Origin of the sequence: Dysgonomonas sp. 511 (assembly GCF_010501105.1) — a bacterium.
GTDB lineage: Bacteria > Bacteroidota > Bacteroidia > Bacteroidales > Dysgonomonadaceae > Dysgonomonas.
This window is the reverse complement of record NZ_QVMQ01000019.1, coordinates 46,324-73,247: the sequence shown is the minus strand read 5'-3', so window position 1 is coordinate 73,247 and position 26,924 is coordinate 46,324. Positions and strand designations below refer to the sequence as shown.

Below are 26,924 nucleotides of genomic sequence, written 5' to 3'. Positions count from 1 at the left end.
TTTAATCTTACTTGAGAATTTAATTATGAAAATAAAAAATATATCATTCATATCATCGTTGGCCTTTATACTGGGCAGCATGATATTTCTCATGTCTTGCGATGACGACCTGGATATCGGGAGAAAAGTAAATGAATCGGACTACAATAATGTATATGAAAATAATGCATACCTGCGTGATGGAAAAACCAATAAGGCATCTAATATTATAGAGCTTTACAAAGGTTCTTATACCACAGCTGTGAAAATGGGATTGACAAAGTTGCCGACGGCAGGTACCAAAGCGAGGGTGGCGTTTGATGCTGAGTATTTGACAGCATACAATCTTAAATATGGAACCGACTTCGAAATATATCCCCAAGATGATGTAATCTTCGACAATGACGGCACGTTTGCTATCAATAGTAATGTGAAGTCTGCCGAGGTAGGCATTACTATCAATGCTTCTGATAATATGGAGGATGGTAAAACTTATGCCATTCCATTGGCGATATCGGAATACAGTAGCGATATTACCATCAGCAACGACGACGCAAAACATTGTATTTATTTTGTAAAAGATATGCGTAATGCGGCAGATGCATATAAGGGTGAAGATGTTGTAAGAGGTTACCTGTTTTTTGAGATAAACAATGTGAACCCGTTGAATACACTTTCTTTCGAGTTGGAAAATGGTAAACTTCTGTGGGATGTGATTGTCTTGTTTGCAGCCAATATCAATTATGACGCTGAAGCTGGTCGTCCACGCATACAATGTAACCCGCAGACCCAATTTTTGCTGGATAATAACGAAACCTACCTTCAGCCATTGCGCAAACGCGGGGTAAAAGTATTGTTAGGTTTGTTGGGTAACCACGATATGACAGGTTTGGCTCAACTCTCGAATCAGGGAGCGAAAGATTTTGCCCGTGAAATAGCCTCGTATTGCAAAGCCTATAATCTGGATGGAGTAAATTATGATGATGAGTATTCTACTGCTCCAGACCCTAGTAATCCTGCTCTTACAACCAGGAGCAGAGAAGCAGCGGCCCGTCTGTGTTATGAAACCAAAAAAGCGATGCCTGATAAATTGATGACAGTATTTGCCTTTGGCTACATGTATGGTGTAGCCTCTGTTAAAGATTTGGAAACGGGGGAAGATGTGGATGCTAAGGAATGGATAGACATTGTAGTGCCAAACTATGGAAGTAGTGCATCGCCTATTGGGCAAATGACTCGAAAAGAATGTGCAGGTCTGGCATCCGAATACAACTTAGGTATTGGAGGTTCGCTAAGCGCATCGTCTGCTCAGAATCTGATTAATAACGGATTTGGCTGGTATATGGGCTTTGACCTGAAACCAACGAAGTTTAGCAGTGCCTTTGGCCGTTTGTCGGGTGCTGAAGTATTATATGGGTCGAAACTGAAACCTATTACTACCTACTATAAGCATCAGGATCCAAAACCTTATAGCTATTTAACAGATCTCCCTATAGAAAACTAATTTATAACAAAAAAGATATGAAATATTATAAATTATTTTTTGCTCTGATAGTAAGTGCGTTATTTGCACTTATGAGTTGCGATGATGACGAAAAGCTGGGGCTGCAACCCTTTCCCGATAACCAACCATCAGTTTCGATATCTGATGCCGGCGAGGGAACAGAATTGGTATTGAATGCAGTCTATAACAGTGACGGTATATTAGAACTCGACGATGTGGTAAGCCGGACATATATGTTCAGGTTTAAGGCTTCGCCCGAAGATATCAACCTATCTTACGAGATATTGTCTGAAAACATTCCTGCTGACCTGATTGAGATCAGCACTACAAAGGAAACCCTAAAAGTTGGTCATACCGATACATACGTAACGGTAACGCTGAAAGAAGAAGACTTTAGTTTTGCACAAACCAATTATGATGAAGAAACTTACGAGATAGGAGTGAGGGTTCGTGCCACCGGCTATAAAACGCCTGTAGATCCGATTGAGGCGAAAGTCATTGTCAAGAAAGAAGCCTATATTCCTACGGCCTCTATTGTAGGGGAAGAAGGTAGCAGCACTATTTTCGGGCGTGCATACTCTAACGGGGCAATCGTGAATCCTGACCCTATAGCTTACAAGTTTACGGTTCAGCTTGACAAACCGGCGTTGAAAACCACTAAAGTCAAGTTTACGACAACCGGTATAGAAGATAAGTTTATGAATACAGTAACGATAACTCCGGCCGAAGTTACCATTCAGGCAGGAGAAAAGACCTCGGCAGTTGTAACTTGGGGTATAACAGATGATTTCTTGTTGCAAACAACAGAGGAAGAATCTCACGAGGTAACTGTTGCATTTACTGCCGACGATCCGATTATTGCTCTGGATGAAACGAATGGGGTTGCTGTATTGAAAATACTGAAAGTATTCAGAAACATCCAATATCTTGCTGAAAAAGATCCAGCTTGGGTTAATATAGAGAAGCTCGGTTGGACGGGAAGCTCTATCGTTCCTGTCGGCAAAAATATTTCTTCTATTATCAATGGTTATGGAGGAACGGGTGGAAGCTCGCTATATGTATCTTCTGACGAATTGTCATTCTACGTAGATATGGGAGCGGCAAAAACATTCGTGGCTCTGGGAGCAGATTATTACCGGAATACAACAGCCTCCTCTCCTAAGAATATGAAGATATCAACATCTATGGACAATGTGGATTGGACTTCGCAGGGAGAACTAGAAACACCTCAAAGCCTTAACCATTATTTCGGATTCTATGTGCCGGTGACTGCACGTTATGTGAAATTTGAAATGACCGGACGTTACAATAGTTATTTAGATGTTACAGAGATTTGGGTATATGAATAATCCGGAGACGGTTATGTAATAGAAACTTTATAGTAGGGGCGGGCAAATAAGTCCGCCCCTATTTAATAATAGATATCAGCCATTCTATAACTAAAAATTATGAGAAAATACATATTGTTATTTTTAGCCTGCTTCGCTTTGGCTCCTACAGTATCAGGGCAAATAAAAGACTGGACAGGTCACGTCAACCCCTTAGTCGGCACTTTAAGTAAATATTCTTTATCAACGGGTAATACTTATCCGGCTATTGCCCGTCCGTGGGGTATGAATTTCTGGACACCACAGACCGGTAAGATGGGCGACGGGTGGACATATACTTACTCTGCCGATAAAATCAGAGGACTGAAGCAGACTCACCAGCCTAGTCCCTGGATCAACGACTACGGGCAGTTTTCCATCATGCCAATAACAGGAAAACCAGTGTTCGACGAGGAGGAACGTGCCAGTTGGTTTTCTCATAAATTGGAGGTTGCCAAGCCCTATTATTATTCCGTTTATCTGGCCGATCATGATGTTGTAGCCGAATTGGCTCCGACCTCACGGGCGGCAATCTTTCGTTTTACTTTTCCCCGGAATGATAATTCATACATTGTTGTCGATGCCTTCAACAAAGGGTCATATATTAAAATTATACCAGAAGAAAATAAGATTATAGGCTACACAACAAAAAACAGCGGAGGCGTACCCGATAATTTCAAGAACTATTTTGTAATAACCTTCGACAAGCCGTTCACATATAAAGCCTCTGTTGCCGGAGGGGATATCGCAGAAGGAAAATTTGAGGTGTCGGATGACCATGCAGGAGCAATCATTGGCTTTTCGACCACTAAAGGAGAAAAAGTCCACGCCCGTGTAGCATCATCCTTTATTAGTCACGAGCAGGCAGAGCTGAACTTAAAAGAACTGGCAAACCACACCTTTGATGAAATAAAAACTCAAGGTAAGCAAGAGTGGAACAAGGTGTTGGGCAAGGTAGAGGTTGAAGATGATAATATTGACAATGTAAGGACATTCTATTCCTGCCTTTACCGTTCAGTGCTTTTCCCCCGCTCATTCTACGAAATAAATGAAAAGAATGAAGTTGTACATTACAGCCCTTACAACGGAGAGGTTTTGCCGGGTTATATGTTTACCGACACCGGTTTCTGGGATACGTTTCGTAGTCTTTTCCCTCTGTTAAACCTGCTTTATCCCGACATGAATATAAAGATGCAGGAAGGATTGGTAAATGCTTACAAGGAGAGCGGCTTCCTCCCCGAATGGGCCAGCCCTGGCCATCGGGATTGCATGGTAGGCAACAATTCGGCCTCTGTAGTTGCAGATGCTTACCTGAAAGGCTTAAGAGGATACGATATCGAAACTTTATGGCAGGCACTTATACATGGAGCCGGTACTGTTCATCCGCAAGTAAGTTCTACCGGACGTAAAGGATGGGAGTATTATAATAAGTTGGGGTATGTTCCTTACGATGTAAATATCAATGAAAATACTGCGCGTACTCTTGAATATGCTTACAACGACTGGTGTATTTACCAACTAGGCAGAAAACTGGGTAAACCTGAGAGTGAAATCGAGGTATATAAGCAAAGGGCTTTCAACTACAAGAATCTCTTTGATGAAGAACATAAACTGATGCGTGGAAGGAATCAGGATGGAGGATTTCAGTCACCTTTCAACCCCTTGAAGTGGGGCGATGCTTTCACCGAAGGCAACAGTTGGCACTATACCTGGTCAGTATTCCATGATCCGCAAGGACTGATAGACCTGATGGGAGGAAACGAAGGTTTCAATCGGATGATGGATTCAGTTTTCAATGTTCCGCCTTTGTTCGATGATAGTTATTATGGCCATGTTATACACGAGATACGGGAAATGCAGATAATGAATATGGGTAATTATGCTCATGGTAACCAACCTGTGCAACACATGATATATCTGTACAACTATTCGGGAGAGCCGTGGAAAGCTCAATACTGGGTTCGCGAAGTGATGGATAAATTATATACGCCCAATCCTGATGGATATTGCGGAGATGAAGACAACGGGCAAACATCGGCTTGGTATGTGTTTTCAGCCTTGGGTTTTTATCCTGTTTGTCCGGGAACAGATGAGTATGCATTGGGTTCTCCTTTATTTAAGAAAGTGGCGCTGAATCTGGAGAATGGTAAGCAAATAAAGATACTTTCTGAGAATAACAATAAAGCCAATCGTTATGTACACTCTGTGCAGTTAAATGGGAACCTATATTCTAAAAATTACCTGACACACCAGATGTTGATTGATGGAGCAACAATAAGTTATCAGTTGGGAGATAGCCCCAATAAGATGAGAGGTGTAGTTGATAGCGATGCGCCTTATTCCTTCTCCAAAGAATTTATCGAATCTTTTTCCCATTGAGAAACTCCTGATTGATTATGGTTGCATATTTTTTAGCTTTAACGTGAATTCGAAATAAATAGAAGTTGAATTCTAAATTTGCAGGAAACTTAGAATTCAACTTCTTTCCATGTTTTAGATATAATATTAGAGCCTTAATTCTTACTTAAAAGCCTCATTTATATTCCATTTTTCCTGCCAAGCAATATCAATGGAATCACCACTGAATTTGATAGGCAACCAGATGTATCGTGAGTCGATGAGGTCTGTCTTGTTCCATTTGTCGAACATGGCTATATAAGCGTCTTTCTTACCTTCTACTTTAAGGACGTTTGTACTTTGCCCGTAGAAGGTGATATTGGCATCTTTGCCCGAACAAGGGTTGCCCATTACTTTCCATTGCCCCATTATAGAATCGGCAACAGCATATTCCGCCTGATTGGGATCCCATGCAGTACAGCCCGATGAAAGGATGTAATATTTGCCGTTCTGCTTGAATACAGCCGGGGCTTCGCGCGATTGGTCTATAAAGTTGCGGGTGAATTGCCCTGTGGGTTTAAGATAGTCGTCGGTAAGCAGGCTTATATACAATGTCTTGTTCTCTTCGGAAGAATAGAAATGATAGGCTTTCCCGTCATCATCCTTAAATAATGTCATATCGCGGCTCATGGCATCATTCGGGCGCATAGACCCCAAGTACTCGAACTTGCCGTTAGGCGTATCGCAAACAGCAACGCCGGCCGCAGCCTTGGCATAGTCGTGACTATCGACATGGAGCCACATTACAAATTTCTTGGTCTTGTCGTTGTATATCACTTTCGGACGTTCCAATACATTGGAATAGTGAAGTTCCGAACTTTCGTTTACTGTATCCGATGGCAATACCACTCCTTCAAATTTCCAGTCTACAAGGTTTTGCGACGAATAGCAGGAAACGCCGCCGGCTTCGGTACGGTAACATTCCCAACTGGGTACTTTGGGATTCCAGTATGTGGAATCGCCTTTGTATTCTCCATACCAATAGTATGTGCCATCGTGGTAGAGGATGCCTCCGCCGTGAGCGTTTATCGCGTTGCCATCAGTGTCGAGCCACTTTTCGCCCGATACTATCATTTTGGCTTCTGCTTCCGCGTCTTCGCCTTGTTGTTGGTTCTTTTTCTGTCCGCAGCTGCAAACAAATATGCAAGACAGGATAAGTAAATAAATCAGATACTTTTTCATTATAGGTTAGTTTTGTTTAAATGGTTTTGCCTTGATATATACTTTGAAATCTTTTATCATACCTGGTTTCTTGTCCTCGGCACGGGGCAGGTACGAGAATCCTGTTATTCTCTTGTCTTCGCCTAGGTCTATTACAATTTGGTGCGGGTGTTTGAATTGGGCGTCGATATTGGCTCCTGTACCGAAATTAATAGTCCAAACTAAATCTTCGAGAGCATTGTTTTCGAAATTGGAGTTCCAGTCGCATTGGAATAATGGCACATCTGTAAACCCAGCACCTTTTACTATGTCGCGTATTTCGGCAATATAGGGCTTATCTGTCATACAGTACATAGATTGATTAAAGTTGCTATTTTTGTTTTCATCCCTGTTTCAAAGGTTTAGTTGGAATATTGTGTTTTGGGATCGGCATAGTAGCTTTCGGGTACAGGGGTGTTGTCTGCCGGCATTTCGAAGCCTTTGGGGATTCCCCATTTATCGGTCAGGGCTTTTAGTTCATGGCGTGTTATTGGTATTATCGAGCCGTGGCGCGGATGAAAGTTCATCGTAATATTATTGTCCACTACTTTAAATATATCAAGGTCTTTGCTTTCGCAAAATTGGTATTTACCTTTCATATACACATCGTACATCAGTATATATGTATCACTGTTTATAAGCCTGAAAATACTCGAACCCTCTACTGCATCTCTTGTCTGTTGCTTGTAGCCGGGTTGCTCAAGCCATTTCCCGGATGCAAGGCTGTCTGTCAATGCAAGGCGGATACCATTGCCATGCCCCTCGGTTTTGTAGAACATGTAATAGATGCCGTTTTTGTTGATTATGTCGCCGTCGATGCACGATTTTCCGCTTTTGGGTCTAAACAAAACCTTAGGCTCGCTTTCGAGGCCGGAAAAGTCTTTATTGGCATAGGCATAATAAATAATGTCGGGTCCGTTGCCATGTTTCATCGACCAGTAGACCATGTATTTGTCAACGGCAGGGTCGTAAATGGTTTGGGGCGCCCATACTCGTTTCAGGTTTTCCTGATTCGGGTATTTCTGTTGGATGTTTATAATACTCGATGTCCAGTTTATCAAGTCATCCGATTTAAGGAAGGTCATAGCTCGATTCGAGTCCCAACCTTTCGACGAGGTCATATCGGTGACCACCATGTAGAATGTTCTACCATCCTGACAACGAAGCAAGTGAGGGTCGCGAACTCCTCCTGTCGAACTGATTTGTTTGGAGTCTAATATAGGATTGTTGTTGTTTAATGCCAGATAGTTATATCCATCGCGGCTGATTGCATAACAAACGGCTTCGTCTTTTATGTTGTTTCCTTTGAAGTATGCAAACAGATAGCCTGCATAATCTTTTTCTTCGGCTCCAGAGTTGTGGTTTTGGCTATCTACGGTTGAGATGCCGGAGAGTAAGAGAATGGCAAGCAGCAATATTTTATTCATATCTTTTATTCTTTAATGTGATTGTTGTACCCTTTCGGTAGCCACGACAAATTCATTTATTATATGCAAATATTGTATTTTCCTTTTAAACAAAGGTTATGTTTTGGGCTCAAAAATGGTGTAAAAAACATTCAGGTAACAAAACAGGGGTGCTTTTGTAACAAAGCATCCCTGTTTCCATATCCTTGTGGTTTTCCGGAATCGCTATAAAGAGTTAATATCGGCTTGCCTGTCTTGCTATCAGTCTCTTATTGCATGGTCTTTGGCAAATGGCTGTCCGTTCCACGCTTTTTTGGATGTCCAGTCTTGCGAAGGTGATGTCCAGAAAGTATGATTGGCCGGCAGCCCTAACGGGAGGAATACTTCGGAAGTGAGGTACAGGCTGCCATTGTTTGTGTACGAATCGGCAAGATCGACCTGATGTCCGGCGAAGCCTAACTGAAGGAATCCTTTTTCGTTAAAGTTTCCTTCTACCGAAAACATCCGTTTCATGGAGCAAGTGAGTGCGCTTCTTACTTGTCCTTCTGTTAGTTCCTGAGGTAGTTTTTCCTGTAGGGCTAGTAATGCCAGTGGTTGGAAAACTCCCAGCCGATATGTCATAGAACGTCCGAAAACGGGGAATGTACCTTCGGGGGAGATGAAACGCTCGAGGATAATGCTATAACGTTGCATCCTTTTAGTTGCTAAATCCAGATCTTGGTTAATCTTGTTTTGATTCTTATTCGACAAGCTGACTTTCTTTTTCAGAAGGTTTTCCAAAACGCCTACATACATTGGCTGAATGACGAAACTGTTGTAATAATCGAAGGAAAAGTGTTCTCCATCCGAATACCATCCATCGCCTACATACCATTCTTCTATTTTGCGGAGGGCAGAGTTGATGCGGTATTTGTCGTATTGAGCATCGGCCGACATCAAAAAAGTTTCGACTATAGCCGAAAATAACAGCCAATTGGAATAAGGAGGGTCTATGCGGCGAAGTTGCTGAAATTCTTTAATATAACGTTGTTTTGTAACGTTGTCGAGCGGTTCCCACAACTGTTCGGGTGCGCGCAGGAAACTGTTGGCAATAAAGGCTGCATCGACCAAGGGCTGGTTTTCGTTCTGCCATAAGAGATAGTCGGGACTATCGGGATCGACAGCGTGCTTGTAACTCTCTAATGCCCATTCGCGAAGTTGTTTTCTTTGTATTCCTTCAGGGGTATTGTCGTCGGGTAAGCTAAGCCAGGGAGCAAGTCCCGACATCAGGCGTCCGAAACATTCCATGTAGGCGACTTTCTTGTTGCGTCCGTCCCATGTCGGGCTTAATTCCAGCTGCATGTTTTTAGATAGCTCGCCTTTGCTCATATTGCTCAGTACGGGTGCAGCCATCTTATATAGCAGGCTAGTCCAATAGGTGCGGTCGTCGTTGTCTTTCTCTTTTTTGTTTTGAGCATATGTATTGAAGCTAAAAAAGAGATAGAGAGCGATTGTTAAAGTTAACGTTTTCATAAATATACTTCTTGCTTTAATATGTTTCTTCGATGTTGAACTGATTGTATTGTAGTACATTGATAACAAAATCAAGGGAGCTCAGCTGTGGGTTGTTCCTATTCTAACGTATCCCTTCCCTTATTTTATTTTCAAGCCATTCAGCAATTCCTTTTTCTCCGGCGTTATCCGGTAACTCTCGCGGGCTTTCTGGATAGCTTTGTTATGTACAAATTTAGAGAATACCTGCTGTTCCAGCAATGGAATGGTTTTGTCATAAAATTTAACAAGCCCTACGCTAATCGCCCAGGCAATAGCCATATCTACATAATATTGCCCCTGCTGTATTTCGGGCAAATGCTTTAATGTCATATCAATATGGGTCTCGCTCATAAAATAATCCATCAGGAGAATGATAAAAGTACGCTTGGTGAATTCTCCTTCGTGTGTCTTGAGCGGCAGGTAATGTGCCAGCACTTCATCCGGGTGTTTTTGGAAGATTTTCAGCGATGAGACAATTGTATCCACATGCGCCCAGTTGTCAAACTTCAGGATAAGAGGGTCTAAATAATTGAACACTGTTTCTAGTTCCGGTTTTTTGAGCTGTCCTAATACCAGCCCGTAGAGCAAAATATGTTCGTATGTCGTATATTCTGCATTTTTTAGATAAGAATCGACATCTACCCCGGTTGCTATCTCCTTTGCCAGTTTCTTCAATGCGGGCATACGTATGCCAAGTATTTCGTAGTTGGTTGGGATCAGTTTTTCGTTGAATGCCTTGTAATTGCTTTCTTTCAATGCTTGCAGGCTTTGGTTTATTTGGGTATTCATATGGCTTTGAGATATATGATTATCCCGTAAAGTTACTTAGTAATTGTTAGAAAATATCTCGTTTTGCTTATTTTTAGCCTGCTTCTGGCGCAATTAGCAAAAAGGGATTTGGGAGTGGGCAATGGCAAGATAAAATACTCCGGCGATTTTGGCAGAAATTAGATGTTATATCGCCAATCAAATATTCTTCCTGTGGCTTTTTTTAGTTGCTAAAGACGGAAAATCTATCAACCTGAATATTTCCCTCAATATATTCAATATACCAATGTGTATGAGATCTTGCTCTTTGGCAGGAAAATTCACTTCCATATAATCAATTTGCGCAGAAGAATTTTCAATATCCGCTTCAATCCGTTCTGTCTTTTTCATATTATGTATATTTCAAATTGGTATTTCTCTAAAATATTTACTCTAAAGCCTGAGCCAGAACAGAAATCGGATGGACACATTCACGCGATGTAGACATCTCGATCTGCCATTTGCATGTTTCGCAATCGGATACGACAAAATCAATATCGAGCGATTCTATCTGTTCGAACAGAGATCCTCCAACCGCTTGCGAGGTGTCGTAGTTTTCTCTCTTAAACCCGTATGTGCCTGCAATGCCGCAACATTGCGATTTCAACTCATACACTTCAATGTTGGGTATCATCTTCAGCAATTCGATTGAATAATAAGCCCATCCCATTTTCTCCATATGGCATGCAGTATGGTATGCAACCTTTATTTTTTTTGCATTCAGTTTCAGGTTGGTACTGCCTTGCATCAGTAAGCGGTAGATATGGCGGGTGGCCAGTTCTGTTTTATCGCGGATATCAGAATTGTCGATGCCTAAGAGATGCGGATATTCGTCGCGCAAGGTCATAATGCAAGTAGAGGATGTACCTACAACCGGAACATTGTTTCCTATAATAGATTCGTGCAACGATGCAACATTAATTTCCGCCTGCTTCTTAGCCTGGTCAATAAATCCGTTGGAAATGAGGGCGACTCCGCAACATTTCTCCTTCTTCAATAGTTGGACTCCTATCCCTAGGGCATTAAACACTTTAACTAAATCTTTGCCCAGTTGCGGATGATTGTAATTTACATAACATCCGTGGAAAAAAGCGACTTGTTTGTTGTATCGTTGCTGAAGATCTGCCTGCTTTTTATACCAGCTTTCGAAGGTTTGCGAAGCATATTTGGGGAAAATACGGCGATGGTCGATTCTCAAAGCCGCATCCATCATCCTGCGCACAGGTTTCGTCTTTATTGTTGCATTCACTACCGGCGCCATCATTGTAGACAGCGAACCTACCAGATCGGTGTTAGCCAACAGGAAGTTCCTCAGGTTAAAACTTTGCTTTCCGTATTCTATTCTCGCGGCTTGTATTATATCTCCGATTTGGATGCCCGACGGGCAGGCAACTTCACACCGTTTGCAATTCAGGCAATATTTTAGAGCTTCGTCATATAATTCAGAATCCATCAACCGCAGGCGCTCTCCGTCGGGTCCTGCATGCTTAGGCCCGGGAAATAGATCGACAATATTCAATAGCGGGCATGCTGTGGTACAGATTGTACATTTAGTACACTCTTCGAAATTGTTAGGGCTTGTATATAATGATTTTGTATCCATGCTTATTTATCCAATAGATGGTTAGCGACATTTAAAGCTGTCAGCAAGGCAACCCCGGCTCCACTACCTTCTTCTACAGGATTGAAATCGGATAATACCGAGCCTATGGCATACAGGTTATCTACCGGATTTCCTCCCGACAGGGCTTTGAATGAAGAAGTGGTTTTAACACCGAATCCAAAATAATTTTGCTTTGTAAATAAATCTTTCGAATACCAGTCTCCCCGGTTTGGAAGAAATTCTACATCACAATCAAATATCGGCTCATATATCGAGGTGTTGGTAGCAATAAGCCCCTTGTTGAAAAAACTGCCTGTAGCCAATACGTAATTATCGGCAACCATAGGGATATCTCCATGATTGGCAGTATAAACACATTGCACCTTACCCGATTGGATCTCACCTTTCAAAACCGAATCACCTGCAAAGAATACTCCCCCATGTGCTTTAAACTCAGTAATAAGCGAAGATTCTATTTCCAATCCGACAACCGATGGAGGCATAGTTGGCAACAGAAACAATTCAGTCCCCAATACCATGTTTTTTAATTTGCCAAATGCTTTGCCGTCAGCGCTGTATAATGCTGCCGGTAAGAGAATAGCATCGTTGTCTTTTGCTATCAGATTCAAAGCCTTTGCCAGCTCTTCAAGATTTTCCGTCTTTTCGAGTAAGCGTGCAATGCTTGCTGAACGCATTTCTGTTGCATTCTGCCTTATGCTATCTAAAAAGCGAACCTTAATAGAATGTGTATTTACTTTTACGCCCAAAGATGCCAGTTGCTCTGCAAATATCTGGTGAGGAAAATCTGTAAATCCCTGTAGGTTGCATACAGCTAATGTTCGCCAAGGCAGTTTGTCGGCCGATGGGCTGGTAGCCAGGGTATCTACCGACAACCAGGTTGGCCGGGTCGTACCCATAGGAGTCAGCCTGAAATGATTTTTCCGAACATCGCCTTTCATTTTTATATCCAGATTATTTAGTAAGGCATAAGACTGTTCCAGTAATTTTTCGATTTTAGAAACTCCGATTTTCGAATAGGGATGTTTTTTGTCTTTATTGGCTAATATCGAAAGAGATTCTAATAAATCATATACTGGTTTATCTTCGGATGTATGTCCTAGCAAATCGAAAGAACCCGAAAAGAAACATAAAGAACTTTGTCCTGACGAAACAATGGCACATCGCTGGTTGTTTTGGGCAAGCCTGATGCCACAAGCCAGACCGGCAAGCCCCCCGCCTATTATTATAGTATCGAATTTCATAGAGTCTGTTTAACTGTGCTTACTCTTTCCTTTTGTAGTGGACTGCTTTTAGCCGACATCCCGAACATGCCGCGATAGAGCCAGCTCATATATTCGCTTTCGCGTAATGTGTCTGCCCACGCTATAGGAAGCATTCCCTTCCATCTCTCGTTCAGGAAATCAATCAAATCCTGTTTGGCATTATAATCACACCTTACCTTTTCTTCATTCATTATAGCAGCAGCACGACATGCGCAAAGCGTACCCTGACAGGTGCCCATCCCCAGGCGTGTTCTGCGGCGAAGATCAGACAAGTTGCTGATGTGAAATTTATGGATAGCCGACCTAACTTCGTCGGCTAATACCTCTTCGCACTCGCAGGCAAGATATTTGTCTTTTATCTCGGGCGATATATTACCCGACAAATCGCCATAGCGCGACATCAGTACTTGTTTTTGCATCCGGGAGATTGAGGGGTTCGACTCTACTGGCATTTTATCATCCAAAGCTCCCGGAAGTTTGTCCGACGCTGTTGTGCAGCCTGCCGTGAGATTCATTTTTTTGCAGATCAGGTCGGTTGTCATTTCTGCCATCAGGCGGTATGTTATCAGCTTGCCTCCGACTATAGATACGAACCCTTTCAGCCCATCGCGTTTTTCATGGTCGAGCAATACAATGCCCCGGCTAATATTGCGCCCGCCAATGTCGCCATCGGCTGCCACCAATGGGCGGACACCTGCATAAGCGCGTAATATCCTAGTCTTTGCCAAAATAGGGGATAGTTTGCTGCCTCCCCTTATCAGTTGGTCTACCTCCTGAGTGGTTATGGTCAGATTGTCAATGTCTTGGTAAGGAATACGCATAGAAGTAGTACCTATAACGGAAACCGTTTCGCCGGGAACTAATATGTCGGCATCGGCGGGCTTGCGGCACCTGTTCAGGATAATATTGTTCAGCCGGTGCCCCATGATAAGCAAAGAGCCTTTGGCGGGAAGCATCTTCACGGGATTGATATCGGCATACACAGTCATTTTCTGCCCCCAGATACCGGCTGCATTTACTACAATAGGAGCATGGATGTTTTTCTCTGTTTTCGTTATTTTATCCCAAACCGCCACGCCTTGTACCTGATCTCCATTTTTTAGTATTTTCAAAACTTCGTGGTATGTATAGATGGTTGCACCGTATTTTTTAGCATCCAGAATGTTTGATAAAGTAAGCCTGAACGGATCGATAGAGCCATCGGGTACTTTTACTGCCCCTATAATGTCGGGATTGGCAGATGGTTCGAGCAATAAGGCTTCTTTCGGATCTATAATTTCGGCGCTGATCCCGGCTTTTGAACAAGCATCTACAAATGTCTGCTGATAGGTAGGGTCGTCTTCGGGGAGGGTAAGGAACAGACCGCCTGATGGCTTGAGGCAATGAGGCGCTATTTTCTTTAGGATATTATTTTCGTCGATACATTCTTTAGCCGATTCATGATCATTTACTGCGTATCGTGCACCACTATGCAGCAATCCATGATTGCGCCCTGTTGCCCCCGTTGCTATATCATGTTGTTCGAGAAGCAAAACGTTGATTCCACGCTTGGCGCAATCTCGTGCTATGCCGGCTCCTGTTGCTCCTCCCCCTATGATTATTACATCAAAACCTTTCATTGTCTTACTAAATAAATATTAAAAGCAAACGATTAAAATCTAAAACGAAACAATATGATGCAAATAAAGATAATAAACGGAAGAAAACAAAACTTTTTATATTGTTTTTTATGCTGAGACCCTAAATAATCGTAGTGTACGAAATGGTCTTCATATCTTTCGGTTGAAATAATTTGTGTATTTTTGATTTCCAGATGAATAATACTCTTATATAAAACGAATATACTGTTAAAATAAAATACATAGACATTGGACGAATTTGAATTATTTGAAAGGATAAAGCACCGGGATAAAGATGCTTTCGATATGCTTTTTCGAAAATATTATGTCCCCTTGTGCCGGTTCTCGTTTGCTATATGCCTCTCGCATGAAGATGCGGAAGAAAGTGTACAGGATATGTTTGTCCATTTGTGGGAAAAGGCTGCGGCAATCAATATCGATACATCCGTAAAGGCATATTTATATACTTCTGCGCGTAACTATACACTGAACGTTATAAAAAAACAACAGACAGAGCAGCGTCACCTCGATGTGTATTCGGAATACGTGGAAGGGCATGATAGCGACGAGAAAATGTCGGATGCGCAAATTGCAGCACTGATACAATCGGGGATAAATACTTTGCCCGAAAGGTGCCGCGAGATATTTATCCTCTGCAAACACGAGGGGCTCACATATGAAGAGATAGCCGACTATTTGAACATATCGAAAAAAACAATCGACAACCAGATGGGCATTGCCCTGCGGAAGTTACGCGACTATTTACAACCAAAACTTAAAAAGTTGCCATTAATCTCCATTTTATACCTATTGGTTTGGGGATAACAGGTTTCGCCATTGTCTAACAATATACAAGACTTAGAATAAAACAGATATGAAAAATATTCCTTACGAGTTGATTGCCCGCTATCTTGCAGGAGAATGCAACGATGACGAGAAACAGCAAATCCGCGAATGGAGCGAACAGCATCCGGGGGTAATGGATGAATTTTCGAAGATATGGCAGCAAATTCCTGCCGATGATTTTACGCCGGATGTAGAACAGGCACTACAGAAAGTAAACCTTCGCATCGGTGGTGCGAAGAAAAAGAGCTTACCCTTGCGATTCTTTTCGTTGATAGGAAGTGTAGCTGCAGTTGCCGCTATTGTGATTATATTAATAAACATTATAAGCACTCCCGGGCAGGATGCCTCGAATAATTATATTGCCGAAAACCTTTCGACACTGAATACCGGTGATGATGAAATGCTTGAATATAAGCTATCCGATGGCAGTACAGTCTGGCTCAACCGTTCTTCCTCGCTGCGCTACCCCGAATCATTTTCCGGCAATACCCGCGAGATATATCTCGAAGGCGAAGCTTTCTTCGAGATAGCCCCCGATGCACACAAGCCATTTATCATACATGCAAACAACACACAAACGAAGGTGGTAGGCACTTCGTTCGGCATAAAAGCGGCTAAAGATGCCGGAGAGGTAGTGGTTACCGTTTCTACCGGTGTGATCAACTTCTCTGCCGAAGGGAAATCCGGACATATAGAACTGAAAAAAGGTGAACAGGGAATTTGCGATACGAAACAGCGAAAACTGGAAAAGAACAATAATCCCGACCCTAATTCATTGGCGTGGAAAACAAAAATACTTGTATTCCAACAATCGCCACTTAGTGAAGTTGCCAAAGTTATAGAAAATACATACCGCATCCCCGTATCGGTAGACGGTTCTATTGCCAATCTGCAAATAACCAGTACATTCGACCGGCTGAGCCTCGAAGAAATTATGCAAATCATCGAACTGACTTTACAGATAAGGGCAGAGGATAGTGCAGGCGGGATATTATTAACCTCTCAGTAATACTTTTCTCCTCGAAAAAATAATATTTTACCTCCGTTTTTGGGGGTATTAACTTTTAGCCTTGTCTAATGAGAAAAACAACTTTGAAAAGTATAGTATTCATAATATTTCTGTGTGTAGGAACAATTCCTATAATTGCGCAAAATACGGTTCTTGAGAAACGTATCAGCGTTTCACTGAATGCTATGCCTATGGAAAAGGCCATTGAAAAAATTGCGGCGACGGCCGGTATCCATGTTTCATATTCGAGCGACCTGTTTTCGCATTGCAGCCCCGTAACACTTGCAGCCCAGGATCAGATGCTGCTGGCGGTTCTCAATAAATTGTTTGCGCCCTATAAGAAAATAGCTTACACGGTTCATGCCGGACAACTGATTCTTTTTCCAAAGAAAACGATCATTGTAAAAGAATACACCATAAAAGGAACTATCTGTCACGAAACATCGGGAAGTCCCATCTCTTATGCCACGCTGCAAATAAAAGGAAAACCCAAAGGGGTGGTTGCCGACCATAACGGCTTCTTCGAATTTACATTATCGGAACTCGAACTGGCCGACAGCCTTACAGCATCTTGCCTGGGTTACGAACGCCGGACATTCGGCACCGACACATTGCTGGCTAAACCCGAAGTAAGGATTGCATTAAAAGAAAAACCTCTGAATATAGAATCGGTGATTGTAACAGCTACCAAGCTCCCCAAGAAAAGCAAAACGCTGGGGAACAGGAATATATTCACTACGGGTTCGATATATCTGGATACCCACGGACAGCAGATAGCTTTATACATAGAGAACAAGAAGCACCTGAACGGATATATACGCAAGGTTAGCTACCACCTCTCCAACAAAGGAAACGTAGAAGCTCCCTTCCGTGTACGTATCTTCGATGTGGATACATTGACCAATGCCCCCGGAAAAGATATCCTGCCGGAAATACTTGTGATTCAGCCTCCGCAAGATACAAACGGATGGTTTGATGTCAACCTTTCCGAATACCAGATATTTGTTCCTCCTAATGGCTTTTTCGTAGCCATACAAGGCGTATTCCCCAACGACTACAGTTTCTATGCCAACGATTCGGAACTCGTGGATACCGGAAAACTCCGTCGCAGGTCGAACGATGATTTTGCGCCCAAGTCCATTCATTACGGGCAGCGCATCAATTATTCGGGCAAAGGGGGAGGCAATACATGGCACTATTCATTATCTCACCAATGGTTTCAGATGGAGAGAGATAACTATAGCGTAAAAATTTCTGCCGAAATAGGCATTTTTTCAAAAAAGTAATCATCCCGACCGGATTCAGGTACCAACCGGCAGGAATGAAATACACGAAATTAAAGATTAAGATTATGAAACATATCGGTTTACTATGCCTGATTGCCATCTGCCTCTGTTGCGGTCGGATGAGCGCACAGTGTGACAACACACTGGTAGATAAGGCTGTTTCGCAAAGTGGTGCCAATGCTGAGTACTTGCGCGAATTTAAGGTAAAGTTTGATGGGCCCGAACCGGGGAAAGCTATTCCCACTGCCAAATATCCGCTCTTGTTGAGCAAGAATACCACATACCGTTTCAATGTTTGCAATGCTGAAGAATCGGAAGGAAAGGTAATACTGCAACTATACCTGAAGGATAAACTCATAGGCAGCACATTCGACACACAAACAGCTACCGACCTGCAACGGTTCGACTTTGCATGCAACAAAGCGGCGACTTACCAGGTAGTCATGTCATTCGACCAGGGGAAACCCGGTTGTGCTGTGGGGATACTATCAATGCTTACCCAGAATGTTAAAGAGCCCGAAGACGAAGAGTTGGATATACTCTATGCCCTTGCCGACAATCCTCTTATTATTTACGATGATGAAGACGAATTTGCCGAAATAGACGTCACTATAGACAATGGCACTATAACCAAAGCCGACAGGATAAATTATATAGTCCGTCCACAAAAAACAGGGACTGCATTACTGACAATGCGCGTACTAAATACGAATGGCACATTGAGGGAATTTAAGCAAAAACGGTTTGCCGTGCTTACACTCGACAAACCCTATGCCACAGTTAGCGGAATGGAAAGGGGGCGGATAAACCGGTGGGAGCTTATCCAATCGGGACGCCTCGAACTATGGTTTTCGCCGGGTATGAAATGCAATTATCAGGTCACCTCGTTCACATTGTCTGACAAAGACGATCTCATCAGTGGCATCAGCTCCACTTCTGCTCGGTTTTCGAAACAGCAAAAAGACTGGATTAAGGATTTATCGCCTAACAGCCGTATATACATCAAGAATATTCAGGTGAGAACGGCAGAACATGCAGTTATGGATATTGATCCGTTAGAACTCGAAATCGAATAACTTACTGAGTCAAGCGTAAAATCAGGTCTATTAATTAAGAAAAAGAATAAATATATGAAACTCAAAACCTTATATACAATACTACTTTTGTTTATCTGCACCGCAGCTATTGCACAGGAAATGCGTACCGTTTCGGGAGTCATCAAAGACAGGGATGGAGAGCCGATAATAGGGGTTAGCGTAGTGCAGAAGGGAACTACAAATGGGACAATAACAAACCTCGACGGATATTACGAGATAAAAGCACCTCTGGGAAGCACGCTCATATTTTCATTCGTTGGTATGAAAACAACGGAGATGAAGGTCACTACAAAAAATTCGAAGCCGATAGGGCAGCCGGCAACAGCCGTTAAGCCGGAAACGCCCATAGTGCCGGAAGAGAAAAAAGAGCCGAAAAAAACAGAACCGGAGAAGAAGAAGGCAGAACCCATCAAGGTTGTCCCTACCAAGGAAGGGCAATCCCTGTCTCCTTACTTCCTTGTGAAAAGCAACTCGCCGAAAGATGCCTGGATGCCTCTTAAAAAGACAGATGTAACCGCAAATATTGCCGGAGTTATTGCGGATGTCTGCGTAAAACAGATATACATCAACCAAAGTAAAGATACGCTGGAGGCCATATATGTTTTCCCCGGCTCTACTCGGGCTGCCGTATATGCTATGGCTATGACTATAGGCGACAGGCGCATCGACGCAAAGATAAAGAAGAAAGAACAGGCGCGAAAAGAATATGAGCAAGCCAAATCGGAAGGCAAATCAACTACCTTGCTCGAACAGCATCGGCCGAATGTGTTCCAGATGAATGTGGCCAATATATTGCCCGGCGACACCATCGTAGTGGAAATGAAATATACCGAACTTCTCGAACACAATGCCGGAATATACGAATTTATATACCCCACTGTAGTAGGTCCCCGCTATTCCGAATCGGGCGAACAGTGGGTAAATCAGACTATCGACATGTTTGAGAACGATAAAAAACCTGAGTTTTCTATCAAGACGACCATACAGGCGGGTATGCCTATACGTAAGATCAGCAGTGCGTCGCACAACCTTGCTATCGAATCGGATACACCCGACCGGGCATCTGTTCTGTTATCGAACCCGAAAGATAATGAAGGAAACCGCGACTATATCCTCCAGTACGAATTGCAGGGAGGACAGGTTGAATCGGGATTGTTGCGCTACGAACATGGTGACGAAAACTTCTTCCTGCTGATGATGCAACCGCCCAAGAAGCCGACATCAGACCAGATTCCTCCACGCGAATATGTGTTTATAGTCGATGTTTCGGGTTCTATGCACGGCTTTCCGCTTAGTGTATCCAAAGAACTGATCCGTAATCTGGTATCAGAACTCCGCCCTATCGACCGTTTCAATGTCATGTTGTTCGAGTCGGGCAATAAGATGCTTTATAAAGAATCGGTTGCGGCTACAAAAGAGAATATAAAAAAAGCGATGGATGTGATAGACAAACAGCAGGGGGGCGGTTCCACCCAGCTCTATTCGGCAGTTAAGAATGCCATGAGCTTTAAAGAAACAGAAGGTTTCTCACGGACTTTTATCATCGTTACCGATGGTTATGTTACGGTAGAAAGGGAAGCGTTCAATTATATCCGCGAGAATCTGAACAAGGCTAATCTATTCCCCTTTGGGATAGGGTCGAGCGTAAACCGCTATATGATAGAAGGCTTGGCGCATGCCGGAATGGGAACACCGTATATCATCACCAATCATACACAAGCCGAAGCTATGGGCAAGAAAGCCATCAAAGAAATATCGCAGCCTGTACTGACCGATATATCTGTCGACTGGGGCGACTTCGATGTATATGATGTAGAACCTGTAGCCATACCCGATGTGTTTGCCGAACGCCCTATTCTCATATATGGGAAATATAAATCTCCGGCAGAAGGCACGATCACTGTCAGCGGTATTGCCGGAAATACTGCCTATGAACAAAAATTCGATATAGCTAAAGCACGCACCGAAAACAATCAGGCCTTACGCTACCTATGGGCACGCAACCAGATACGCTATATCGACGATTATGCGCAATACTACGAAGGCAGCATTAACGCATGGAGAGACGATTATGGCAATCATCAGCGTAGTGCGAGCCAGATTGAACGGGTGACCAACCTGGGGCTAAAATACAACCTCCTTACGCAATATACTTCGTTCCTCGCAGTAGACGATGTGGTACGGGCTGCACAACCGATAAAAAAATCGCCGACTCCAAAACCAACCTCAACGCCACAAAGTGTAAGTGCTCCCGATTTTCAGTTGGATGAAGACAACTCGAACTTAGAGGAGGTAGTGGTTGTAGGCTATGGGGTATCCAGAAAAAGTACCTTAACTTGTGGAGTATCCAGCGTGTCGAGCAGCGAATTGTTGGCTTCCCAATCGCTACAAGGAAGAGTAGCAGGATTACAGATTTCGCAAACCTCCGGCGAACCGGGCAATCCGTCAAGGGTTCGCATCAGGGGCAATGCTTCTATAATGGGCAGCAACAGCCCGCTGGTAGTAATAGATGGTTCGCCTGTAGAGTATGCCGATTTTTCGCAGATGAATATGAATGATGTGGAGAGTGTCAGCGTCCTCAAAGATGCTTCTGCTACTTCGCTGTACGGATCGAGAGCCGCCAACGGTGTGCTGATAGTTACATCGAAAAAGGCGCAACAACGAAACAAGATGGTCTCATTGTCTTCCTCTTTCTCTATAGAAGAACCAAACCGCCTGCCCAAGCTGCAACGCCGGTTTGCTCAAGGGCGTCCCGACAATGGGACTCCTACGTGGAATACGGCAAACGAACCATTTAGCTGGGGACCCGATGCGAAATCGGTAAACGCCCCTACATACGACGCATACGATATATTCAAAACCGGATATTCATTTAAAAATTACCTGACACTTTCGGGCAAATCGGATAAGTTGTTCCACAGTCTGAAATTGGGTAATAATACGCAGCATGGCTTTATTCCAGAATCCAAATTTGCAGAGAACTCTATCGGTTTGAAATTGAGTAGCGAGATGAGCCGCCAGTTCAGCTTCAGTGCCGACCTCGACTACAAGAATAGCAAGGGTAAACGCTTGCAACGCGGTTATAATATGTCGAGCATTATGCAGGGGATATTGCTTACGCCTCCTACATTCGACAACCGTACATACACCGCTGGCGATGGCAGTCAGCAAGCGGCAGGTAATGTAGCCGACAATCCGTATTGGACAACAAAGAATAATCCGTTCAGCGACGAAACAAACCGCTTGATAGCTAATGTAAACCTGACTTACAAACTGAATAACGCCTTTTCTTTCAAATATCAATTGAACGGGGATTACCTGTCAAACGACGCCAAAACCGCATTGAATCTGGGCTCGGCTTATATGCCAACCGGACATATCATGAAACGGGATGAAAAGTTTAAATCCTTGCTATCCAGATTTTCCGTACAATTTGATAAACACTGGGATAATTTCGAACTCAATTCGACAGCAGGGTATGAATATACAACCTCGAAACGCAGCATCGACAGGCTCGACGGTTATCATCTGGCCGAAGCAGGCAATTACAATATTCAGCAGGCAGGCAGTATCATACCTTACGAACAATCGTTCAGACGCCATTCCAATGCCATCTTTGGTAAAGTAAACCTGGGGTATCGCCGGATGATCGATGTGGAAACTGCTATGCGTGGGGAGTGGAGTTCGATAAATAATACGACATTGCTTTCGCCATCGTTGGGTATGGGATTCAATGTGCACGAATTGTATAGAAGCGACCTGCTTACCTATATGAGAGTGCATGCAAATGTTTCGCAGGCGAATAAAGAAATACCGCTATATATAGACCCTGTTTATTTCAATTCGGCGACATACAACCTGAATGATGCTTCACAACATTTCGAAAGCCGGGAAGTGGTTTTGTCCGACAACGTAAAACCCGAACAGATCAGGCATTATGGAATAGGAACCAATATGGCCTTGTGGAACAATCGTCTCAATATTGCCGCTTCGTGGTACTGGAAGAAGGGTAAAGATCAGCTATTGCCAACTCAGACAACCGCTTCTTTTGTACACCTCGAAAATTGCGGAACGTTTAAGACTAATGGCTTCGAAGCCGAAATCGGTGCATACCTTATTCAAAACCGGAATTTCTCATGGCGTAGCCAGTTGATTTTCTCCCGCGAGCGAAACCGTGTTACCAACCTGGGAGGAAGGACGCTGATGCTGGCAGGTATAGAAGGGGCAGTGGGCTCGTATGCCATAGAGGGTCAGCCGCTTGGAGTATTGTATGGCACAGCTTACCAACGGGACGAGCAAGGGCGTATGATTATTGGCGATGACGGTTTTCCTGTCGAGAGCAGCGAACATAAAGTGTTGGGCAACCCGAATCCTGACTGGCAATTAGGCTGGGGGCACACATTGGAATATAAGAGATTCTCCCTGTCGGCTCTGTTCGATTACAAAAAAGGAGGGAAAATGTGGAACGGCACAATGAGTGCAATGAATTATTACGGTACATCGCAATATTCTGCCGACCATAGAAATACGACAAACTATATATTCCCGGGAGTGCTATCGAATGGAAGGATAAACGATATCCCTGTAAACTTCTATGGTAACAATCTGAGCGAAAACCGCTGGGTACGTTACGGGCAATATGGTGTTGGCGAAGATGGTATTCAAGATGCCAGCTATATCAAACTCAGGGAAATATCGCTGGGATACCGCATTCCTTTAAACCTGTTTAAACATGGCGGACAAATGAAGGTTTCTGTCTTTGCTACCAATATATTGCTGTATAGCAGGTACAAAGGTGTAGACCCTGAAACAAACCTGACAGGCTCGTCTAATGGGTTTGGGCTGGATTACTTTAATGTGCCGGGTGCTCGCAGTATTGGAGTATTGTTGAACTGGGAGTTTTAAGGTTATCTTTTTATAAACGATAAAGAAGGTGTCCCCAAAGTAATAAAGGACACCTTCTTTGTGTTTCTGTAGTGAAGTGTTCAAAAAGTGATTAGATGCGAAGCCGCTCATTTTTAGACAGAAGGGAGCATACTAAAGTATGTGACCGATGGCTAATAAATGAAGCAATGAAGCAGATGATTACTTTTGGGACAACTTCTTTGTTGTTTATTTATAGGGAATGCCAATCAGGAGTAGAAAAGTTTATCTATATAACACCTCCCCCCGAAATAATACTTTAAAAGAATAAAATATGACACTGAGATACACGAAGAAGCCACTGAGAAACACTGAGGGAGAAAAAATCTCAGTGAACCTCACTGTTGTGCTCAATGTTTCTCAGTGTAATAAGAAATCAGAACTTAACAGTCCTGCCAAAGGTAGGGGGTAGAGCGAAGCTGAAATAGGAGAAAAGGTAACAGTAAAAAAGTAATGAAGATGTGTTACATGTGTTACTTTTTAGAGAGATACAAGATCCCAGTAGACGAGTTAACAAGTTGGTTTATCATAAAATAAGAACTTGTATCTCGTATCTTGTCTACTCGTATCTAAAGATATTGTTGACTGATAACTGAAAAAACTGTTACAAGTGTTACTTTTTAACTATGTATTGCAAAATAAGGTTAAAATTACATGGTTTCTATGAATGCAAATATTAATTACAAAACGAGACGCCAAAGCCTTTAGCTTCCTTTTGGACAATGTAAAAAGGAAGTCCAAGTTTAAGAGAGTGCGGCAGGATGAGTTGAAGATTGAATGTTTAACTTAAGATAGCTTTTGTGCATAATTTAAAAGAACAAATAGCCTTCCCTCATTCCCCTAATTCTCAAAAACTTTCTGTACCTTTGTTCGATTTTAAGAAGTTTAGAAAAAATATTTATGATGAATCCGATTACAAAGAGTATCGATTTAGGTGATGGAAGGACTATCACCCTCGAAACCGGAAAATTGGCAAAACAAGCAGACGGAGCAATAGAATTGCGCATGGGCGACACCATGTTGCTGGCTACTATTACAGCTGCTAAAGATGCTAAGCCGGATGTTGATTTTATGCCACTATCAGTGGATTATAAAGAAAAATTTGCGTCTTTCGGACGTTTTCCAGGAGGTTTTCAACGTAGAGAAGGACGTCCTTCCGACTACGAAATCCTGGTTAGCCGCCTGATCGACCGCGCACTTCGCCCACTATTCCCGGACGATTACCATGCAGAAGTTTTTGTTAATGTTACGATGTTCTCGTCCGATGGTAAAGATATGCCCGATGCACTTGCAGGCCTTGCAGCCTCGGCAGCATTGGCTGTTTCCGACGTACCGTTCAACGGCCCGATATCGGAAGTGAGAGTTGCCCGCATCGACGGACAATTTGTTATCAACCCTACTTTCGAACAACTTGAGCAAGCCGATATGGATATCATGGTAGGTGCCACTATGGACAATATCATGATGGTAGAAGGTGAGATGAAAGAGGTTTCGGAAGAAGAAATGCTCGAAGCTATCAAAGTAGCCCACGAAGCTATCAAAATACAGTGCCAAGCTCAGATAGAACTGATGGAGGCCGTGGGCAAAACCGTAAAACGCGAATATAGCCACGAGGTTAATGACGAGGAGCTGAAAAAAGATGTATGGGCAAAATGCTACGACAAAGCCTATGCTGTAGCCACTTCGTGCAATACCAACAAGCACGAGCGCGGCAATAACTTCGCAGCTATCGTAGAAGAATACAAAGCTAGCTTCACAGAAGAAGAACTGGCAGAAAAAGCAACATTGATATCACGCTACTATCACGATGTAGAAAAAGAGGCTATGCGCCGTTCTATCCTCGATGAAGGCAAACGCCTCGACGGACGTAAGACAACCGAAATACGCCCTATATGGAGCGAGGTTGATTATTTGCCCGGCACTCACGGCTCGGCAGTGTTTACGCGTGGTGAAACACAATCGCTGACTACTGTGACATTGGGTACAAAGTTGGATGAAAAAATCATTGACGATGTGCTGAACAATGGAAAAGACAGATTCCTGTTGCATTACAACTTCCCTCCATTCTCTACTGGCGATGCAAGACCATCGAGAGGTGTGGGCCGCCGCGAGATAGGACACGGAAACCTTGCCCACCGCGCACTGAAACCGATGATTCCTGCCGACTATCCTTACGTTATCCGTGTGGTGTCTGATATTTTAGAATCTAACGGTTCGTCGTCTATGGCTACTGTTTGTGCTGGCACACTTGCACTGATGGATGCCGGGGTGAAAATAAAGAAACCGGTAACAGGTATTGCAATGGGCTTGATCTCGGAAAACAAGGGAACAAACTATGCTGTGCTTTCCGATATACTTGGCGATGAAGACCACCTTGGAGATATGGACTTCAAAGTGACAGGAACAAAAGACGGTATCACTGCCACTCAAATGGATATCAAGGTGGACGGACTGTCTTACGAAATCCTTGAAAAAGCATTGCTCCAAGCTAAAGAAGGCCGCCTGCATATCATGGGCAAAATCCTTGAAACATTGTCTGAGCCACGTCCAGACCTGAAAGACAATGCTCCACGTATCGAAGTTATCATTATCAATAAAGAATTTATTGGTGCTGTAATCGGACCTGGTGGTAAGATCATACAAGGTATTCAGGAAGAAACCGGAGCGGTAATCACTATCGAAGAAATCGACGGTTACGGACGCGTCGAAGTTTCGGCAACCAACCGCCAGTCTATCGAAGCAGCCGTGGCTAAGATAAAAGGTATCGTAGCAGTGCCGGAGGTAGGCGAAGTGTATGAGGCAACTGTACGCTCGGTAATGCCTTACGGTGCATTCTGCGAATTCCTTCCGGGTAAGGATGGCTTATTGCATATCTCTGAAATCTCTTGGGATCGCATAGAGGATATGGAAAATGCAGGACTGAAAGAAGGTGATAAGATAGAAGTTAAACTGATAGACATCGACCCTAAATCGGGTAAATTCAAGCTATCGCGTAAAGTCCTTCTACCTCGTCCGCCTCGTCCGGAAAAACCTCAGAAGAATAACGACAAAGCGGAGTAAGTAAA

The 26,924-nt window shown here is 43.2% G+C and carries 17 protein-coding genes and 1 pseudogene; 9 read left to right on the top strand and 9 right to left on the bottom strand.

The window, feature by feature from the left end:
- The first annotated feature begins 25 nt into the window (after positions 1–25).
- From D0T57_RS09940 to D0T57_RS09930, 3 genes are all read left to right on the top strand, one after another.
- Entirely contained in the window at positions 26–1,483 is a 1,458-nt protein-coding gene (locus D0T57_RS09940) for a DUF1735 domain-containing protein (RefSeq protein ID WP_163273342.1), read from the top strand.
- A 17-nt stretch (positions 1,484–1,500) separates the two neighbouring features.
- Positions 1,501–2,832, top strand: coding sequence for a DUF4989 domain-containing protein (locus D0T57_RS09935; protein WP_163273341.1), 1,332 nt, complete (start codon positions 1,501–1,503; stop codon positions 2,830–2,832).
- A 99-nt stretch (positions 2,833–2,931) separates the two neighbouring features.
- Positions 2,932–5,229, top strand: coding sequence for a GH92 family glycosyl hydrolase (locus tag D0T57_RS09930; protein ID WP_163273340.1), 2,298 nt, complete (start codon positions 2,932–2,934; stop codon positions 5,227–5,229).
- A gap of 141 nt (positions 5,230–5,370) precedes the next feature.
- On the opposite strand, the gene D0T57_RS09925 is transcribed toward D0T57_RS09930, so the two are convergent.
- The 9 genes and pseudogenes from D0T57_RS09925 to glpA all read right to left on the bottom strand — a co-directional run bounded on the left by D0T57_RS09925 (position 5,371) and on the right by glpA (position 14,698).
- Positions 5,371–6,429: a glycoside hydrolase family 43 protein gene (locus D0T57_RS09925; RefSeq protein WP_163273339.1), complete on the bottom strand. Its 1,059-nt coding sequence runs from the start codon at positions 6,427–6,429 to the stop codon at positions 5,371–5,373.
- 6 nt (positions 6,430–6,435) lie between these two features.
- On the bottom strand, positions 6,436–6,753 hold the full coding sequence (locus D0T57_RS09920) for a discoidin domain-containing protein (RefSeq protein ID WP_163273292.1): 318 nt from the start codon (positions 6,751–6,753) through the stop codon (positions 6,436–6,438).
- Positions 6,754–6,812: 59 nt separating this feature from the next.
- Positions 6,813–7,874, bottom strand: a pseudogene (locus D0T57_RS09915) (glycoside hydrolase family 43 protein); the annotation flags it as partial.
- Positions 7,875–8,114: 240 nt separating this feature from the next.
- Positions 8,115–9,365, bottom strand: a complete 1,251-nt coding sequence (locus D0T57_RS09910; RefSeq protein WP_163273337.1) for a DUF2264 domain-containing protein — start codon at positions 9,363–9,365, stop codon at positions 8,115–8,117.
- Positions 9,366–9,485: 120 nt separating this feature from the next.
- Positions 9,486–10,175: a DNA alkylation repair protein gene (locus D0T57_RS09905; RefSeq protein ID WP_163273336.1), complete on the bottom strand. Its 690-nt coding sequence runs from the start codon at positions 10,173–10,175 to the stop codon at positions 9,486–9,488.
- A gap of 177 nt (positions 10,176–10,352) precedes the next feature.
- The gene (locus D0T57_RS09900) at positions 10,353–10,544 is read right to left on the bottom strand and encodes a hypothetical protein (protein WP_163273335.1); all 192 of its coding nucleotides are present in this window, start codon (positions 10,542–10,544) and stop codon (positions 10,353–10,355) included.
- A gap of 37 nt (positions 10,545–10,581) precedes the next feature.
- The gene (gene glpC / locus D0T57_RS09895; RefSeq protein ID WP_163273334.1) at positions 10,582–11,796 is read right to left on the bottom strand and encodes an anaerobic glycerol-3-phosphate dehydrogenase subunit GlpC; all 1,215 of its coding nucleotides are present in this window, start codon (positions 11,794–11,796) and stop codon (positions 10,582–10,584) included.
- 2 nt (positions 11,797–11,798) lie between these two features.
- Entirely contained in the window at positions 11,799–13,058 is a 1,260-nt protein-coding gene (gene glpB / locus D0T57_RS09890; protein WP_163273333.1) for a glycerol-3-phosphate dehydrogenase subunit GlpB, read from the bottom strand.
- Complete coding sequence (glpA, locus tag D0T57_RS09885) at positions 13,055–14,698, bottom strand: anaerobic glycerol-3-phosphate dehydrogenase subunit A (RefSeq protein WP_163273332.1); 1,644 nt, start codon at positions 14,696–14,698, stop codon at positions 13,055–13,057. Before glpA ends, glpB begins: the two co-directional genes overlap by 4 nt.
- Positions 14,699–14,947: 249 nt before the next feature.
- On the opposite strand from glpA, the gene D0T57_RS09880 reads away from it, so the two are divergent.
- From D0T57_RS09880 to pnp, 6 genes are all read left to right on the top strand, one after another.
- On the top strand, positions 14,948–15,523 hold the full coding sequence (locus tag D0T57_RS09880) for an RNA polymerase sigma-70 factor (protein ID WP_163273331.1): 576 nt from the start codon (positions 14,948–14,950) through the stop codon (positions 15,521–15,523).
- A 49-nt stretch (positions 15,524–15,572) separates the two neighbouring features.
- A complete protein-coding gene (locus tag D0T57_RS09875) occupies positions 15,573–16,553 on the top strand; it encodes a FecR family protein (protein ID WP_163273330.1) in 981 nt (326 codons plus the stop codon).
- An 83-nt stretch (positions 16,554–16,636) separates the two neighbouring features.
- The gene (locus D0T57_RS09870) at positions 16,637–17,839 is read left to right on the top strand and encodes a carboxypeptidase-like regulatory domain-containing protein (protein WP_163273329.1); all 1,203 of its coding nucleotides are present in this window, start codon (positions 16,637–16,639) and stop codon (positions 17,837–17,839) included.
- 65 nt (positions 17,840–17,904) lie between these two features.
- Positions 17,905–18,915, top strand: coding sequence for a GldM family protein (locus tag D0T57_RS09865; RefSeq protein WP_163273328.1), 1,011 nt, complete (start codon positions 17,905–17,907; stop codon positions 18,913–18,915).
- 54 nt (positions 18,916–18,969) lie between these two features.
- A complete protein-coding gene (locus D0T57_RS09860) occupies positions 18,970–23,841 on the top strand; it encodes a SusC/RagA family TonB-linked outer membrane protein (protein WP_163273327.1) in 4,872 nt (1,623 codons plus the stop codon).
- Positions 23,842–24,759: 918 nt separating this feature from the next.
- Complete coding sequence (pnp, locus tag D0T57_RS09855) at positions 24,760–26,919, top strand: polyribonucleotide nucleotidyltransferase (protein WP_163273326.1); 2,160 nt, start codon at positions 24,760–24,762, stop codon at positions 26,917–26,919.
- Positions 26,920–26,924: the final 5 nt, after the last annotated feature.